The 14,863-nt window shown below is 51.4% G+C and carries 15 protein-coding genes; 4 read left to right on the top strand and 11 right to left on the bottom strand.

Annotated features, from left to right (window positions below):
* Positions 1 to 20 precede the first annotated feature (20 nt).
* The 7 genes from cdsA to rpsB all read right to left on the bottom strand — a co-directional run bounded on the left by cdsA (position 21) and on the right by rpsB (position 6,468).
* Positions 21 to 878, bottom strand: coding sequence for a phosphatidate cytidylyltransferase (gene cdsA / locus EO763_RS05580; RefSeq protein ID WP_161528347.1), 858 nt, complete (start codon positions 876 to 878; stop codon positions 21 to 23).
* Positions 879 to 887: 9 nt separating this feature from the next.
* Entirely contained in the window at positions 888 to 1,649 is a 762-nt protein-coding gene (gene ispU / locus EO763_RS05575; protein WP_014914449.1) for a (2E,6E)-farnesyl-diphosphate-specific ditrans,polycis-undecaprenyl-diphosphate synthase, read from the bottom strand.
* A 198-nt stretch (positions 1,650 to 1,847) separates the two neighbouring features.
* Complete coding sequence (gene ispC, locus EO763_RS05570) at positions 1,848 to 3,044, bottom strand: 1-deoxy-D-xylulose-5-phosphate reductoisomerase (protein ID WP_161528346.1); 1,197 nt, start codon at positions 3,042 to 3,044, stop codon at positions 1,848 to 1,850.
* A 139-nt stretch (positions 3,045 to 3,183) separates the two neighbouring features.
* Positions 3,184 to 3,741 carry a ribosome recycling factor gene (gene frr / locus EO763_RS05565; RefSeq protein ID WP_039490400.1) on the bottom strand — a complete coding sequence of 186 codons (558 nt, stop codon included), beginning with the start codon at positions 3,739 to 3,741 and terminating at the stop codon, positions 3,184 to 3,186.
* Between the two features lie 135 nt (positions 3,742 to 3,876).
* Positions 3,877 to 4,602: a UMP kinase gene (gene pyrH, locus EO763_RS05560; protein WP_010296404.1), complete on the bottom strand. Its 726-nt coding sequence runs from the start codon at positions 4,600 to 4,602 to the stop codon at positions 3,877 to 3,879.
* 154 nt (positions 4,603 to 4,756) lie between these two features.
* Entirely contained in the window at positions 4,757 to 5,608 is an 852-nt protein-coding gene (gene tsf, locus EO763_RS05555) for a translation elongation factor Ts (RefSeq protein WP_039490399.1), read from the bottom strand.
* A 134-nt stretch (positions 5,609 to 5,742) separates the two neighbouring features.
* Positions 5,743 to 6,468 carry a 30S ribosomal protein S2 gene (gene rpsB, locus EO763_RS05550; RefSeq protein ID WP_039490398.1) on the bottom strand — a complete coding sequence of 242 codons (726 nt, stop codon included), beginning with the start codon at positions 6,466 to 6,468 and terminating at the stop codon, positions 5,743 to 5,745.
* A gap of 344 nt (positions 6,469 to 6,812) precedes the next feature.
* Here rpsB and map point away from each other — a divergent pair, with 344 nt between their 5' ends.
* The 4 genes from map to EO763_RS05530 all read left to right on the top strand — a co-directional run bounded on the left by map (position 6,813) and on the right by EO763_RS05530 (position 11,835).
* Positions 6,813 to 7,607 carry a type I methionyl aminopeptidase gene (gene map, locus EO763_RS05545; protein WP_103159959.1) on the top strand — a complete coding sequence of 265 codons (795 nt, stop codon included), beginning with the start codon at positions 6,813 to 6,815 and terminating at the stop codon, positions 7,605 to 7,607.
* A gap of 232 nt (positions 7,608 to 7,839) precedes the next feature.
* Positions 7,840 to 10,434 (top strand): bifunctional uridylyltransferase/uridylyl-removing protein GlnD, encoded by a 2,595-nt coding sequence (gene glnD, locus EO763_RS05540; RefSeq protein ID WP_244322082.1) that lies wholly within the window; start codon positions 7,840 to 7,842, stop codon positions 10,432 to 10,434.
* A gap of 28 nt (positions 10,435 to 10,462) precedes the next feature.
* Positions 10,463 to 11,290, top strand: coding sequence for a 2,3,4,5-tetrahydropyridine-2,6-dicarboxylate N-succinyltransferase (gene dapD, locus EO763_RS05535; RefSeq protein WP_039490396.1), 828 nt, complete (start codon positions 10,463 to 10,465; stop codon positions 11,288 to 11,290).
* Between the two features lie 155 nt (positions 11,291 to 11,445).
* Positions 11,446 to 11,835 carry a DUF3461 family protein gene (locus tag EO763_RS05530; protein ID WP_010284811.1) on the top strand — a complete coding sequence of 130 codons (390 nt, stop codon included), beginning with the start codon at positions 11,446 to 11,448 and terminating at the stop codon, positions 11,833 to 11,835.
* Between the two features lie 73 nt (positions 11,836 to 11,908).
* On the opposite strand, the gene EO763_RS05525 is transcribed toward EO763_RS05530, so the two are convergent.
* The 4 genes from EO763_RS05525 to syd form a co-directional block, all read right to left on the bottom strand.
* Complete coding sequence (locus EO763_RS05525; RefSeq protein ID WP_039510960.1) at positions 11,909 to 12,364, bottom strand: flavodoxin; 456 nt, start codon at positions 12,362 to 12,364, stop codon at positions 11,909 to 11,911.
* A 67-nt stretch (positions 12,365 to 12,431) separates the two neighbouring features.
* The gene (gene truC / locus EO763_RS05520; RefSeq protein WP_119880791.1) at positions 12,432 to 13,220 is read right to left on the bottom strand and encodes a tRNA pseudouridine(65) synthase TruC; all 789 of its coding nucleotides are present in this window, start codon (positions 13,218 to 13,220) and stop codon (positions 12,432 to 12,434) included.
* On the bottom strand, positions 13,213 to 13,563 hold the full coding sequence (locus EO763_RS05515; protein ID WP_161528344.1) for a YqcC family protein: 351 nt from the start codon (positions 13,561 to 13,563) through the stop codon (positions 13,213 to 13,215). The genes truC and EO763_RS05515 overlap by 8 nt, the downstream gene beginning before the upstream one ends.
* Positions 13,564 to 14,311: 748 nt before the next feature.
* Positions 14,312 to 14,860, bottom strand: coding sequence for a SecY-interacting protein (syd, locus tag EO763_RS05510; RefSeq protein WP_161530345.1), 549 nt, complete (start codon positions 14,858 to 14,860; stop codon positions 14,312 to 14,314).
* Positions 14,861 to 14,863 lie beyond the last annotated feature (3 nt).

The raw sequence follows: 14,863 nt of genomic DNA, 5'->3' as shown, positions 1-14,863 counted from the left end.
AATAGCTCTACCGCTTTATTCTAAGCCACTTTAAACAGCAGCAGCATCAGGCAAGAAAACACAGGAACCGCAGCAGTCAGGCTGTCGATACGATCGAGCACGCCACCGTGCCCCGGAATCAAATGGCTACTGTCTTTGATGCCCGCCTCGCGTTTGAACATACTTTCCGTCAAATCACCCAGCACCGAGGCCAGCGCAGCAGCGATAGAACAAATCAACAACGTCGATGGCGCTACCGTTAATGGCGCATACAGGCTAAACAGCACGGAGATGAGCGCTGAAGTTGCCAGACCACCGAGAAAGCCTTCCCAGGTTTTGCCCGGCGAGACTTTTGGCGCAAGTTTACGCTTACCAAACAGTTTACCGAACATGTAGGCACCGCTGTCAGCGCCCCACACTAGCAGCATGACGTACAGCAGCCACCAGGCACCAGCGAATGGATTAATCGCGTAATTGTAATGGCGAAGCGCGACCATGCCCCAGAAAAACGGCACGATCGTCATGATACCGAACACCAGTCGCAATGTACGCGAATGACGCCAAAATGAGGCGGAAGCCGGATAGAACAGAACCAGAAACAGCGCCACACCCCACCACACCAGTGATGACCAGAGCGCGATGCTGATTTGCGGAATATGCACGGAATAATGGTAGGCCGGGAGTGATAACAGCATCAGCGCCAGCAAGAAACCACACAGGATCGCGAGCCATAAGCGTTGGCCATAAGAGGCAAACCCCGCCAGCTGACCCCATTCCCATGCCGCCAGCATACACACAGCCAGCGTAACAAGCGTGAATCCCAGAGGAGGCAGCAAGAAAAGTGCTGCAATAACAATCGGGATCAAAATAAAAGCAGTAATCAGGCGATACTTCAGCAAAAGTTCCCCCTAGGATGCATCAGCATCGATAGGTGTTGTTCCCCCGAAGCGGCGCTCGCGTTGTGCAAAAGCATTCAGCGCACCTTCAAAGACTTGTTCATCGAAATCAGGCCAGAGGACATCAGTAAAGTAAAGTTCAGCATAAGCAATTTGCCACAGAAGAAAATTACTGATGCGGTGTTCTCCACCGGTTCTGATCACCAAATCAACCGGAGCCAGATCATGCAGACAGATGTACTGACATAATGACGCTTCATTAATGCTATCAGGGCGCAGAATGCCTTCCTGCACCTGCTCTGCAAGTTGCCGTACTCCCTGAATAATATCCCAACGGCCGCCATAATTCGCGGCAATATTCAGTGTGAGCCCCTGATTCTTTTCCGTCAGTGCTTCTGAACGGCGGATTCGCTCTTGTAAACGCGGACTGAAGCGGCCGATATCGCCAATGACCCGCAAGCGAACATTGTGCTTGTGTAAGCTTTTCACTTCGCTGTCCAGCGCTCTAACAAACAGTTCCATGAGTGCGGAAACCTCCTGCGCCGGACGGTTCCAGTTTTCACTGCTAAATGCGTAAAGTGTCAGTGCGTCCAGCCCTTGGCTCACTGCAAAACTGACCGACCGTCGCACAGCCTTTACACCAGCCTGATGGCCAAAAATCCGCATTTTCCCCCGGCTTTTCGCCCAGCGACCATTGCCATCCATGATAATGGCAACATGCCGCGGCCCGGCGGGTGGTAGATCGTTAGTATTTTTTTGATTATCGGACGGCATAACGCGTACTTATTTCCTCAAGCAAGAAATACAACAGTTCTTCCGTAACATCAGATCCCGTTAGCGCAAAAAAAGCCGTGAACGATCACGGCTTAGCTTCACGGTCGATTAAACAACTTTCGCATAATCAACCATTGAGTGGCGCAGACTATACCACCTCCACCGCACATGAACAAATTGTGCCACGGCGTTATCCAGCTATCGCGCGTAATGTGTCAGGGTCTGTGTTGCGACCTGTCTGGCCCAGCGGTCGATAAACAGAACATCATCAACGCTGGCGGGTTCTGGCAATGTAAGTTGTTCAATAACAAGCCGATTTACCGCTGCAATATCCGTAAAACGGATTTGCGACTGCAAAAATGCCGCTACCGCAATTTCATTCGCGGCGTTCAGTGCCGTGGTGGCTGACTGACCATGATTACAGGCATCAATAGCGAGCTGTAAACAAGGATAGCGTGCATAGTCTGGGGCTAAAAATGTCAGCGCGCCAATCTGGCAAAAATCTAACGCTTTTGCACCTGATGTCACACGTTCAGGATACGCCATTGCATGAGCAATCGGCGTACGCATATCGGGCGATCCCAACTGCGCCAGAACGCTGCCATCACGGTAACGTACCATCGAGTGAATCACCGACTGCGGATGAATAATGACTTCCATCTGTTCGGCAGAAGCATTAAACAGCCAGCGCGCTTCGATATACTCCAAGCCCTTGTTCATCATCGTGGCAGAATCAACCGAAATTTTGCGCCCCATTGACCAGTTTGGATGCGCGCACGCCTGATCCGGCGTCATGTCCGCCAACGCCGTCACCGGAGTTTCACGAAACGGTCCACCGGATCCAGTCAGAACAATACGCTCGACCCCATGCTGCGACAATGAAGCGTAGCCTAATTGACGCTGAATTTGCTCAGGTAAACTCTGAAAAATCGCATTATGTTCGCTATCAATTGGTAAAAGCTGTGCACCGCTTTGCGCCACAGCGTCCATGAAAAGACGTCCGCAGGTAACCAGCGATTCTTTGTTCGCCAACAAAACCTGTTTTCCGGCATGGATTGCTGCCAGCGTCGGCAATAACCCCGCCGCCCCCACAATCGCGGCCATGACCTGATCGACACCCTCTAATGCAGCAAGTTCACACGCAGCCTGCTCGCCAGCCAACACTTCCGTTTTACAACCATATTCCGCCAACTGCTGGCGCAGGGCGGTTGCAGAGGCTTCATCAGCCATTGAGGCATAGGCGGGTTGGAAAGTGAGGCACTGCTCTAGCATCAACTTGACGTTGTACCCAGCGGATAACGCGCGTACGGCAAATTTATCGGGATTGGCTTTAATGACGGCCAGAGAACTGACGCCAATAGAGCCAGTGGAACCAAGAATTGTCAGTTGCTTCATTAAAAATGCTCTGAATAACCGGATTTGATGACAGGAAGGTACACGAGTCTGAGGCGATTACCATGATATAAAAATAAAGCGCCGCCGGAAAAAGGGGAAAACCCATAAATTCCCTGCGACGCACTATCCAACGGGCTGATTAGAACTCCATCAGCTCCGCTTCTTTTTCTGCCAGAGCGACGTCTACTTTCTTAATGAAGTTATCAGTCAGTTTCTGCACGTCGTCCTGAGCACGACGTTCTTCATCTTCACTGATCGCTTTATCTTTCAGCAGCGCTTTCAGTTTGTCGTTCGCATCACGGCGCACGTTACGTACGGAGATACGGCCCTGCTCTGCTTCGCCACGAACCACTTTGATCAGGTCTTTACGGCGCTCTTCCGTCAACGGTGGCAACGGAACACGGATTACGGTGCCTGCAGAAGACGGGTTCAGGCCGAGGTCGGAAGCCATGATCGCTTTCTCAACTGCCGGACCAAGTGAACGATCGAATACCGAAATCGCCAGCGTGCGGGAATCTTCTACGACAACGTTAGCAAGCTGACGCAGTGGCGTTGCGCTGCCATAATATTCAACCTGGATGCCATCGAGAATGCTAGGCGATGCACGGCCGGTACGGATTTTGCTGATCTGATTTTTAAACGCTTCAACACATTTGTCCATGCGCGTTTCAGCATCTTTTCTGATTTCATTAGTCACGTTGTGAACCCTTGAAAACTGGTTGCCTGGCAGGTCATGTCAGTACATGACCCGGTGAATAATTAATGCCAGCGCACGGCTGGCGTATAGAGCAATACTGAGAATATATTACCCTATAATCGGGATTAGCCGTTATTACTGACTAATCAACGTCCCTTCTTTTTCACCCATGACAACGCGACGCAGTGCGCCAGGCTTGTTCATGTTGAAAACACGGATCGGTAAATTATGGTCGCGTGCCAGCGTGAACGCCGCAAGATCCATGACTTTCAGCTCACGTTCTAACACGTCTTGATAAGTTAACGTTTCATACATCGTCGCTGTAGGATCTTTCACTGGATCGGCAGAATAGACGCCATCGACTTTTGTCGCTTTCAATACGACATCCGCTTCAATCTCAATGCCGCGCAGGCAAGCCGCTGAATCCGTGGTGAAGAAAGGGTTGCCTGTTCCAGCGGAGAAAATCACTACGCGGTTATTACGCAGCAGGCTAATCGCCTCTGCCCAGCTGTAGTTGTCACAGACACCATTCAGCGGAATAGCAGACATCAGGCGAGCGTTCACATAGGCACGGTGCAACGCATCACGCATTGCCAGACCATTCATGACAGTCGCCAGCATTCCCATGTGGTCGCCCACAACGCGGTTCATACCCGCTTTAGCCAGACCCGCGCCACGAAACAGGTTACCACCGCCGATAACTACACCGACCTGAATGCCTAACTCAACCAGTTCTTTCACTTCCTGAGCCATGCGATCCAGAATACTCGCATCGATACCAAAACCTTCAGTTCCCTGTAAAGCTTCGCCACTGAGCTTCAGCAGGATTCGTTGATAGACGGGTTTTGCATTGGTTGCCATGGTGTTCTTATCCTACAGGCTGTCGTCGTATTGGGGGGTTGTAAAAATCAAAACTGTTCCACTTGGTCTCTACCTGAATGCAGGAAACCAAGCGTACTAAAACTCTTTGGGCTGGATAAAAAGGAACCGCCAACTGGCGGCTCTTTTTTTGCTATTAAGATTGCTTGCTCATTGCTGCAACTTCAGCAGCAAAGTCAGTCTCAACTTTCTCAATACCTTCACCCACTTCGAAACGGATGAAGTTAGTCACGTCAGCGTTGTGCTCTTTCAGCAGTTGACCAACAGACTTGGCTGGATCCATAACGAAAGGCTGACCCGTCAGAGAAACTTCACCGGTGAATTTCTTCATACGGCCTTCAACCATTTTCTCTGCGATTTCTTTCGGCTTGCCAGACTGCATCGCGATTTCTAACTGAACCTGGTACTCTTTCTCTACCACTTCAGCAGACACGTCTTCTGGCTTAACGAATTCTGGCTTGCTTGCTGCAACGTGCATAGCCAGATGTTTAACCAGCTCTTCGTCAGCGCCTTTAGCGGCAACCAGAACACCGATGCGCGCACCGTGTTGGTAGCTACCCAGAACGTCGCCTTCCAGCGCAGAAACGCGGCGAATGTTGATGTTCTCACCAATTTTCGCAACCAGTGCAACACGCTCTTCTTCGAACTGTGCTTTCAGCACGTCAACATCAGTGATTTTACCTGCAACAGCAGCGTCCAGCACTTTGTCAGCAAATGCCTGGAAACCACCATCTTTAGCAACGAAGTCGGTCTGGCAGTTAACTTCCAGAATCACAGCGTAGTTACCGTCGATCTTAGTTTTGATTACGCCATCAGCAGCAACGTTACCTGCTTTCTTCGCCGCTTTAATCGCGCCAGATTTACGCATGTTTTCGATTGCCAGTTCGATGTCGCCGTTAGCTTCAACCAGCGCCTTCTTACATTCCATCATGCCCGCAGCGGTACGCTCACGCAGCTCTTTTACCAGGGATGCGGTAATTTCAGCCATTCTAAAATCCTCGGAAGATTTTTTCTGCCTGGTCGTCACGACCAAACAGCTTTAAAAGTGAAAAAGGGGCCATAAAAAGGCCCCTAACCAAACTAGTACTACCTGGTTAATAAGGGCTCAACGAGCCAGACTTATTATTCAGCTTCTACTAAGCCTTCTTCTGCCTGCACAGCCAGATCTTGAGAACGGCCTTCGCGGACAGCAGTAGCAACAGCGCTCAGGTACAGGTTAACTGCACGGATTGCGTCATCGTTACCAGGGATGATGAAGTCAACGCCATCTGGATCGGAGTTGGTATCAACCACTGAGAATACTGGAATACCCAGGTTGTTAGCTTCTTTGATTGCGATGTGCTCGTGATCGGCGTCGATAACGAACAACGCATCTGGCAGACCGCCCATATCCTTGATACCGCCCAGGCTGTTTTCCAGCTTGTCCAGTTCACGAGTGCGCATCAGCGCCTCTTTTTTGGTCAGCTTGTCAAACGTGCCGTCTTGAGATTGGATTTCCAGATCTTTCAAACGCTTGATGGACTGACGAACGGTTTTCCAGTTAGTCAGCATACCGCCCAACCAACGATGGTTCACGAAGAACTGATCGCAGTTGTTGGCTGCATCTTTTACCGCTTCGCTTGCTGCGCGCTTAGTACCAACGAACAGAATTTTGCCTTTGCGAGAAGCAATTTTGCTCAGTTCAGCCAGAGCGTCGTTGAACATTGGTACCGTTTTTTCAAGGTTGATGATGTGAACTTTGTTACGTGCACCGAAGATGAATGGCTTCATTTTCGGGTTCCAGTAACGGGTCTGGTGACCAAAGTGTACGCCAGCCTTGAGCATATCGCGCATGGAAACAGTTGCCATGATTACCTCTATTAATTAAGTATGGGGTTATGCCTCCACATGTCCCATTGCGCCGACCCCATCCGGTGAAACACCTCAGGAGCACCCCGGCGAACGTGCCGACATGTGTGTGTTATTTACACAAAGTGAGTTTAGTCGATGTGGTTGAGTACCGTATAACCGATATCCAGCCGGATCATCGGCGCGCTTTATACCATAAATCCCCCAGCGACACCAACATTTGTTATTCAATCGTCCACAAATCAGAATGATAGTTTGGCAAGCCAACGGCATGGCTGTTAACATAAGTTATTAGTTATCGCTCTTAATTTTTGTGCTTAACAGGCACCTGCGGACAATCATCAATGGCAATTTCAATTAAAACTCCTGAAGACATCGAAAAAATGCGCGTAGCTGGCCGTCTGGCTGCCGAAGTCCTGGAAATCATCGAACCCCACGTGGTTCCGGGCGTGAGTACTGCCGAATTAGACAGAATCTGCCACGATCATATCACCAACAAACAGCAGGCCATTTCTGCCAGCCTGGGCTACCATGGGTTCCCGAAATCCGTCTGCATTTCCGTCAATGAAGTGGTATGCCACGGTATTCCAAGCGACGACAAAATCCTCAAGGATGGCGATATCGTCAATATCGACGTCACCGTAATCAAAGACGGCTTCCACGGCGATACGTCAAAAATGTTTATCGCCGGCAAACCCACCATTTTGGGTGAGCGCCTCTGCCGCATCACGCAGGAAAGCCTCTATCTGGCACTGAAAATGGTTAAGCCGGGCATTCGCCTGCGCACGCTGGGTAAAGCGATCCAGCAGTTTGCGGAAGGGAATAACTTCTCCGTGGTGCGTGAATACTGCGGTCACGGCATCGGCAAGGGCTTCCACGAAGAGCCACAGGTTCTGCACTACGATGCTGACGATGGTGGCGTGGTGCTACAGGCGGGAATGGCATTTACGATCGAGCCTATGCTCAATGCTGGTGATTACCGTATTCGTACGATGAAAGACGGCTGGACGGTAAAAACCAAAGATCGCAGCTTGTCGGCACAGTACGAGCATACTATTGTGGTAACCGATAACGGCTGCGAAATAATGACGTTGCGAAAGGATGACACCATCCCCAACATCATCACGCATGAACAGTAAACACGAAGCCGGCAGATGCCGGCTTTTTTTATGGCGTGCAGAAAGCACGCCCCCTACGGGCCGTCGCAAGCGACGTTGAAAAACGCGCTCTGCGTTTTTTATGGGCTGCGCTATGACAGATAACCGCTTTTCGCCAGACAATACGCCACCTGACGCGTCCTCATCAAACAGCCCTATAGATCCCATTGCACCCGCGCAGTTGCCCGCGTCACCGCTGACCTACGCCGATGAAATGCTGAATTGTCAGACGTTAAAACAGCAGTTGGAACTGTTTCAGCTTTGGCTCGGTTCAGAATTCCGTTCCGGCGTCAGCGCAGAAAAGCTGATTGATGCCAGAACCTTGTTCATCGATCGCCTGTTGCAGCGGCTATGGTACTTCCACGGCTTTGAAAATATCGCCCAAACGTCACTCGTGGCAGTTGGCGGATATGGTCGAGGAGAGCTGCACCCGCTTTCCGATATCGATGTGCTGGTACTAAGCCAGACGGCGTTGAGCGAGGAGCATTCCCAGCGCGTCGGCCAATTCATCACCCTACTGTGGGATTTGAAGCTGGAAGTCGGCCATAGCGTCAGAACGCTGGAAGAGTGCTTACAGGAAGGACGCGCAGATATTTCTGTCGCGACCAACCTGATTGAATCCCGCATGATCTGTGGCGACGTCGCCCTGTTTCTTACGCTACAAAAACATGTGTTCAGCGATGAATTTTGGCCGTCCCCCGCATTTTTTCCAGCAAAAATCGCCGAACAGCAGGAGCGCCATCAGCGCTATCACAGTACCAGCTACAACCTAGAACCCGACATCAAGAGCAGCCCGGGCGGGCTACGCGATATTCACACGCTGCTGTGGGTCGCGAGACGCCACTTCGGCGCGACCTCGCTCAATGAAATGGTGGGTTTCGGCTTTCTAACCGAAGCGGAACGTAAAGAGCTGAACGAGTGCCAAAGCTTTTTGTGGCGCATCCGCTTCGCCCTGCATTTGATCCTGCCGCGTTACGACAACCGGCTGCTGTTTGACAGGCAGTTGAACGTCGCACAACTGCTGCAATATCAGGGCGAAGGCAACACGCCAGTAGAGCGCATGATGAAGGATTTCTACCGCATGACGCGTCGCGTCAGCGAGTTGAACCAGATGCTGTTGCAGCTCTTTGACGAAGCAATTCTGGCGTTGGATGCGAGTGAAAAGCCTCGTCCGATTGATGATGAATTCCAGCTACGCGGCAATCTGGTAGATCTGCGCGATGAAAACTTGTTCATCAAAAAGCCGGAAGCCATCATGCGCATGTTCTACCTGATGGTGCGTAACCGTGAGATCAACGGCATCTACTCCACCACATTGCGCCAACTGCGCCATGCACGCCGTCATCTCGCCAGCCCGCTCTGCACCATCCCAGAAGCGCGCCAGCTGTTTATGAATATTCTGCGCCATCCGCATGCGGTAAGCCGTGCGCTGCTGCCAATGCATCGCCACAGCGTGCTGTGGGCCTATATGCCGCTGTGGGGAAACATCGTCGGTCAGATGCAGTTCGATCTGTTTCACGCCTATACGGTGGATGAGCACACGATCCGCGTTCTGCTCAAGCTGGAAAGCTTCGCCGACGAGGATACGCGGCCCCAGCATCCGCTGTGTGTAGAGCTTTACCCTCGCCTGCCCCAGCCTGAATTATTGCTGCTGGCCGCGCTGTTCCACGATATCGCGAAAGGCCGTGGGGGCGATCACTCAGAACTGGGCGCGCAGGATGTGCTGGAGTTTGCGGCGCTACACGGGCTGAATTCGCGTGAAGCGCAGTTGGTTTCCTGGCTGGTGCGCTGCCACCTGCTGATGTCTGTTACCGCACAGCGTCGCGACATTCAGGATCCCACCGTCATTCAGCAATTTGCCACCGAAGTGCAGAGCGAAACCCGCTTACGCTATCTGGTCAGCCTGACGGTTGCGGACATCTGTGCCACCAATGAAACGCTGTGGAACAGCTGGAAACAGAGCCTGTTGCGTGAACTCTATTTCGCGACGGAGAAACAGCTGCGCCGCGGCATGCAAAATACCCCAGATTTGCGCGAACGCGTCCGGCATCACCGCTTGCAGGCACTAGCGCTGCTGCGTATGGACAACATTGACGAAGAGGCGCTGCACCATATCTGGAGTCGCTGTCGAGCCGATTATTTCCTGCGCCACTCGCCAAATCAGCTTGCCTGGCACGCGCGCCACTTGCTGGAGCATGATGTCAACAAACCGCTGGTGCTGATCAGCCATCAAGCCAGCCGTGGCGGTACAGAGATTTTTATCTGGAGCCCGGACAGACCTTATCTCTTCGCGGCGGTCGCCGGTGAGTTAGATCGACGCAACCTCAGCGTGCACGATGCGCAGATTTTTACCAGCCGCGACGGCATGGCGATGGATACGTTCATCGTGCTGGAACCGGATGGCAGCCCGCTGGCGCAGGATCGGCATGAAATGATACGCCATGCGCTGGAGCAGTCGCTGACGCACCGACATTACCAACACCCGCGCGTACGCCGACCGTCGCCCAAGCTGCGTCATTTCAGCGTACCAACGGAAGTCAACTTCCTGCCGACGCACACGGACAGACGCAGCTACATGGAGCTCAGCGCACTCGATCAACCAGGGCTGCTGGCACGGATTGGTGAAATTTTTGCCGATCTCAACCTGTCGCTGCACGGCGCACGAATTTCCACGATCGGCGAGCGGGTAGAGGATCTTTTCATTCTAGCCGACAGCGACAGACGGGCATTAAAGCCGGATTTACGCCTTAAATTGCAAGAACGGTTGACAGAAGCCCTTAACCCAAACGATAAAGTACCATTGAGTTAATTTTTACAATCAGGAAAGAGAAATCAGGATGCACCAACAATTACAGAACATCATTGAGACGGCTTTCGAGCGCCGCGCTGAAATCACTCCGGCAAACGCAGACACCGTCACGCGTGAAGCCGTCAATCAGGCTATCAACCTGCTGGACAGCGGCGCCCTGCGCGTTGCAGAGAAAATCGACGGCCAATGGGTTACCCATCAGTGGCTGAAGAAAGCCGTGCTGCTCTCTTTCCGTATTAACGATAACCAACTTATCGAAGGCGGAGAAACACGCTTTTTCGACAAAGTACCCATGAAATTCGCTGACTATGATGAAGCGCGTTTCCAGCGTGAAGGCGTGCGCGTAGCACCGCCGGCCAGCGTGCGTCGCGGTGCCTATATCGCACGTAACACCGTGCTGATGCCGTCTTACGTCAACATCGGTGCTTACGTTGATGAAGGCACGATGGTCGATACGTGGGTAACCGTAGGTTCTTGCGCTCAGATCGGTAAAAATGTTCACCTGTCCGGCGGTGTCGGCATCGGTGGTGTTCTGGAGCCGTTACAGGCTAACCCAACCATCATCGAAGATAACTGCTTCATCGGTGCGCGTTCTGAAGTCGTGGAAGGCGTTGTCGTTGAGGAAGGTTCCGTCATCTCCATGGGTGTGTTCATCAGCCAAAGCACCCGTATTTACGATCGTGAAACCGGTGAAATTCACTATGGTCGTGTCCCGGCGGGCTCCGTTGTGGTTTCCGGCAACCTGCCGTCCAAAGATGGCAGCCACAGCCTGTACTGCGCAATCATTGTGAAGAAAGTGGATGCGAAAACCCGCGCGAAAGTGGGAATCAATGAGTTATTACGCTCCATCGACTAAACTAGAAACGGCGGGTTAATCACCCGCCGTTTTTTTATGCTCGAACGATAAGTTATTTATATGTTCCCTAAATACTTCGGTATGGCGGGTATAAACAGCGTAGGTTCTCGCTGGCATGATAATCAGGACTATCTAAAAACCGAGAAGGTGACGCTATGTATGACAATCTAAAAAGCCTGGGCATTACCAATCCCGATGATATCGATCGCTATAGTCTGCGTCAGGAAGCGAATAACGACATCCTGAAGATCTATTTTCGCAAGGATAAAGGCGAATTTTTTGCTAAAAGCGTGAAATTTAAATATCCACGCCAGCGTAAAACCATCGTGGCCGACAACTCTGGTCAGGGCTACAAAGAGATCAACGAGATCAGCCCAAATCTGCGCTATGTGATTGATGAATTAGACAAGATCTGTCAGCAGGAACAGGTTGAAGTCGATCTGAAACGCAAAATCCTTGACGACCTGCGTCATCTGGAAAGCGTGGTTTCCAACAAAATTACCGAAATCGAAGCGGATTTAGAGAAGCTGACCAAGAATCGCTAAACGCGATTATCTCAACAGGCCGTAAACGAAAACGGGAGCACGACAGGCTCCCGTTTGTCATTTCAGCACGGCATCACTGCGCATCAACCAAATCAGCCCATGCTTCAACCCACGGGCATGAAATCACTTCTGGCTCTGGATGCTCGACGGCATCAACGTCCAAAACATCACCCAGACGCTTAGCACCGATTTCCTGCAATAACGCATCGAACAGATGACCACCCGCGCAGAAGTTCGGGTAACTGCTGTCACCCAGCGCAATCACGCCATAGCGCAGCGCGGGCTGGTAACCGCCTTTTTCACGCAGTGCGGCGTAAAGCGGAACAATAGAATCAGGCAGTTGGCCTTGTCCCGTCGTCGACGTGACAACTAAAACCGTCTGCTCGCGGTAGTCCAGCCAGGATTCCAGCGTCGCGTCTTCAAAGACCTTAACCTCATGGCCACGATCCTTGAGGATATTTTCGGCTTCTTCGGCCACCAGCAATGCATTCCCGTAGACTGTACCAACAAAAATACCAATCTGCGCCATGCTTCTGACTCCCTTTTTAATTCGATATGTTTGATATAAAAGTAATACGGCAGTAATAAGACAGAGATTACTGCTCGACGAAATGCTCGCTATCCTGACCTGAGTCGGCAGGAAACTCAACCCCTTCAAACTCAGGGAGAATCCCCTTCCAGCCAAACTGTGTCATCACGCCCTGCCAGGGTGCATCCCAACGCGCCTGCAACGTCAATGGCTGCCCGCTCACCGGATGATTCAACTGCAACTCGCTGGCATGCAGCATGAGCCTGCCGCAGGAGAAGTGCGACTCCATACCGCGATTGTGTCGCAGGTCGCCGTGTGCGGTATCGCCGATGATGGGATGGTGGATATGTGTCATATGGCGGCGGAGTTGGTGCTTGCGCCCGGTCTGTGGCTTCAACTCCATCAGACTGTAGCGTGCCGTGGGGTAGCGGCCGATGGCAACCGGCATCTCGACCTGCGCCAAAGAGCGGTAATGCGTGACGGCAGGCTGTGGCGCCTTATCAGGATTGGTAAATTTGTCGGCGATCTTGTCCAGCTCTTCGGTGAGCGCATAATCGATCACGCCGTCATCCAGCACATAGCCCCGCACAACGGCATGATACATTTTCTGCATCTGATGCGATTCAAACTGCTGGGATAACGCACGCGCGACCTCGCTGGACAGCGCGAGCAGCAACACGCCGGATGTCGGTCTGTCGAGACGATGAACGGTATACACGTGCTGACCGATCTGATCGCGCACGGTCTGCATCACCACGACTTTTTCTTTGCGATCCAGCCAGCTACGATGGACTAACCAGCCGCTGGGTTTATTGACGGCAACCAGATGCTCATCCTGATAAATAATCTCAAGCATCGTGCACTGCGCCATCCTGTACATCGGGGGTGAATAGCTCATCGAGCTGCTTGATACGCAACAAAACCGCCGCGGTCTCTTCTGGCGACCCTTCCAGCGCTTCTTCAAAATAAGGCAGTAAAGCCAGTTCAGCGGGCAGCGCCAGCTCGCTGTCCAATAAGGCATGCATGCGCGGCAAAAAGACCCACTGCAACCACTCTTCGGGTTTCATGGTATCGAGGCTGAAAGGCTCCGTGCTGTTAAACGCCTCCTCTTCCGGCGGGACAACCTGCCAGAAAGGACTTTCCCTCAATGCGCGCTCAATATCGAATAATGACTGACGAATCTGGTTCTCTCTGCTCATGCGGTTTCTCGCCCTTGACGCCAACAGTAATGGCGGCAAAGCATAGCACTGATATCAACCTGACCCAATCGCCGCATGTTGACCACAGGCTATCGGCGACAGCCTCAATCCCCAATGCTACAGGCAAAAAAATGGGGGTACTGATTGCTCAGTACCCCCGGTTCGTTTTATAGCCATCCCGCTACACATTTGCATCCCTGCTCATCCATGAAAACTTTTCCTTTTTGGTCATCCTGACCCACAATCCTTGCTGGCGTCCTACTTTCTTCCTGACGTTTCCATCCTGTATCTTCCATGATTCAATCCCTTTAGGCTCCTGCCCCACCGATATTCCTAATCGGCTCTCGGTCTCCTTCCTGGAGGTGTCCCTGATTTCATCCTGAAACCCTATTTCTTCCTGAAAACTGTACTTCTTCCTGAAAACAACGCTTCTTCCTGAAGCGACTGTTTCTTCCTGAAAACAACCCGAGTGCAGTAACGTTATTTTGTTACCTATAGTAACTGTTACACACACTGTAACCGGTTACTAACTTAAGTAATAAGATGTATTAATTGTCAGCTTTCAGCAAGGGGTAATTGACAATGTTTCTCAACATCTCCTAATTGACATGCCGAGATTTCATTATAATCCCCTAATTAATAATGAAAAAATTAAAATGAAACCTATTTTCAACATTAAAGATAAGACATTTCTTACAGCAAATGTAAGAGATCTCTCACAAAGCCGAAAGTGAAATTCGGTTAATCATTACACCGCTAACGGATTAAGCCCAGAAAGAAACACCGCCAGCGTTGGCGCTAAGATCTGACGCTTTTTCGTGCCGAATTCTTCCAGGATGATTTCCCCAGAAACATTACACAGCGACACCATTGTCAGCTCCGAATCGGTCGTCGCTAAAAACAGCGTGGGCGTGAGCTTAAGGCGTTTCTGCGTTAATAAATGACCAATCAGATTTTCCTGCATCCGAGTAAAATCCTCTTCGCTCCACACCTGCAAAAGCTGGCAAGATAGCGAATCAAACTGCGCCGCCATATCCCCAGCATACTGCGCGGTGTAAAAAGCATGAATATCGGGATGCAGACTGATTTCCAGCGCACGTTCCACACCATCCAATGCGGCTGAAGAAGAAAAAGGCTGTGGCAACCAGTAAACCGTATCTTCATGATTTTCGACAATACACGGGGAAGGTATACCGTAAAGTGCTTCACTGGCAGGCAAATGCCCCTTTTCCTGCTGCCAACAGGCAACATAGCGCTGCGTAAACGCCGCCAGTGCTGAAACAACCTCATGCTCCATAAT

The organism is Pectobacterium odoriferum, assembly GCF_009931295.1.
Taxonomy (GTDB): Bacteria; Pseudomonadota; Gammaproteobacteria; order Enterobacterales; family Enterobacteriaceae; genus Pectobacterium; species Pectobacterium odoriferum.
Note: the sequence above shows the minus strand (reverse complement) of the source record. Positions and strands in the feature narration are given on the sequence as shown.

Excerpts from the sequence above, each read along its gene's own strand:
- rpsB (WP_039490398.1), bottom strand. The coding sequence starts at position 6,468 with ATGGCAACTGTTTCCATGCGCGATATGCTCAAGGCTGGCGTACACTTT.
- ispU (WP_014914449.1), bottom strand. The coding sequence starts at position 1,649 with ATGCCGTCCGATAATCAAAAAAATACTAACGATCTACCACCCGCCGGG.
- truC (WP_119880791.1), bottom strand. The coding sequence starts at position 13,220 with ATGCTTGAGATTATTTATCAGGATGAGCATCTGGTTGCCGTCAATAAA.
- dapD (WP_039490396.1), top strand. The coding sequence starts at position 10,463 with ATGCACCAACAATTACAGAACATCATTGAGACGGCTTTCGAGCGCCGC.
- EO763_RS05515 (WP_161528344.1), bottom strand. The coding sequence starts at position 13,563 with ATGAGCAGAGAGAACCAGATTCGTCAGTCATTATTCGATATTGAGCGC.
- tsf (WP_039490399.1), bottom strand. The coding sequence starts at position 5,608 with ATGGCTGAAATTACCGCATCCCTGGTAAAAGAGCTGCGTGAGCGTACC.
- EO763_RS05530 (WP_010284811.1), top strand. The coding sequence starts at position 11,446 with ATGTATGACAATCTAAAAAGCCTGGGCATTACCAATCCCGATGATATC.
- ispC (WP_161528346.1), bottom strand. The coding sequence starts at position 3,044 with ATGAAGCAACTGACAATTCTTGGTTCCACTGGCTCTATTGGCGTCAGT.
- map (WP_103159959.1), top strand. The coding sequence starts at position 6,813 with ATGGCAATTTCAATTAAAACTCCTGAAGACATCGAAAAAATGCGCGTA.
- pyrH (WP_010296404.1), bottom strand. The coding sequence starts at position 4,602 with ATGGCAACCAATGCAAAACCCGTCTATCAACGAATCCTGCTGAAGCTC.
- EO763_RS05525 (WP_039510960.1), bottom strand. The coding sequence starts at position 12,364 with ATGGCGCAGATTGGTATTTTTGTTGGTACAGTCTACGGGAATGCATTG.
- glnD (WP_244322082.1), top strand. The coding sequence starts at position 7,840 with ATGCTGAATTGTCAGACGTTAAAACAGCAGTTGGAACTGTTTCAGCTT.
- syd (WP_161530345.1), bottom strand. The coding sequence starts at position 14,860 with ATGGAGCATGAGGTTGTTTCAGCACTGGCGGCGTTTACGCAGCGCTAT.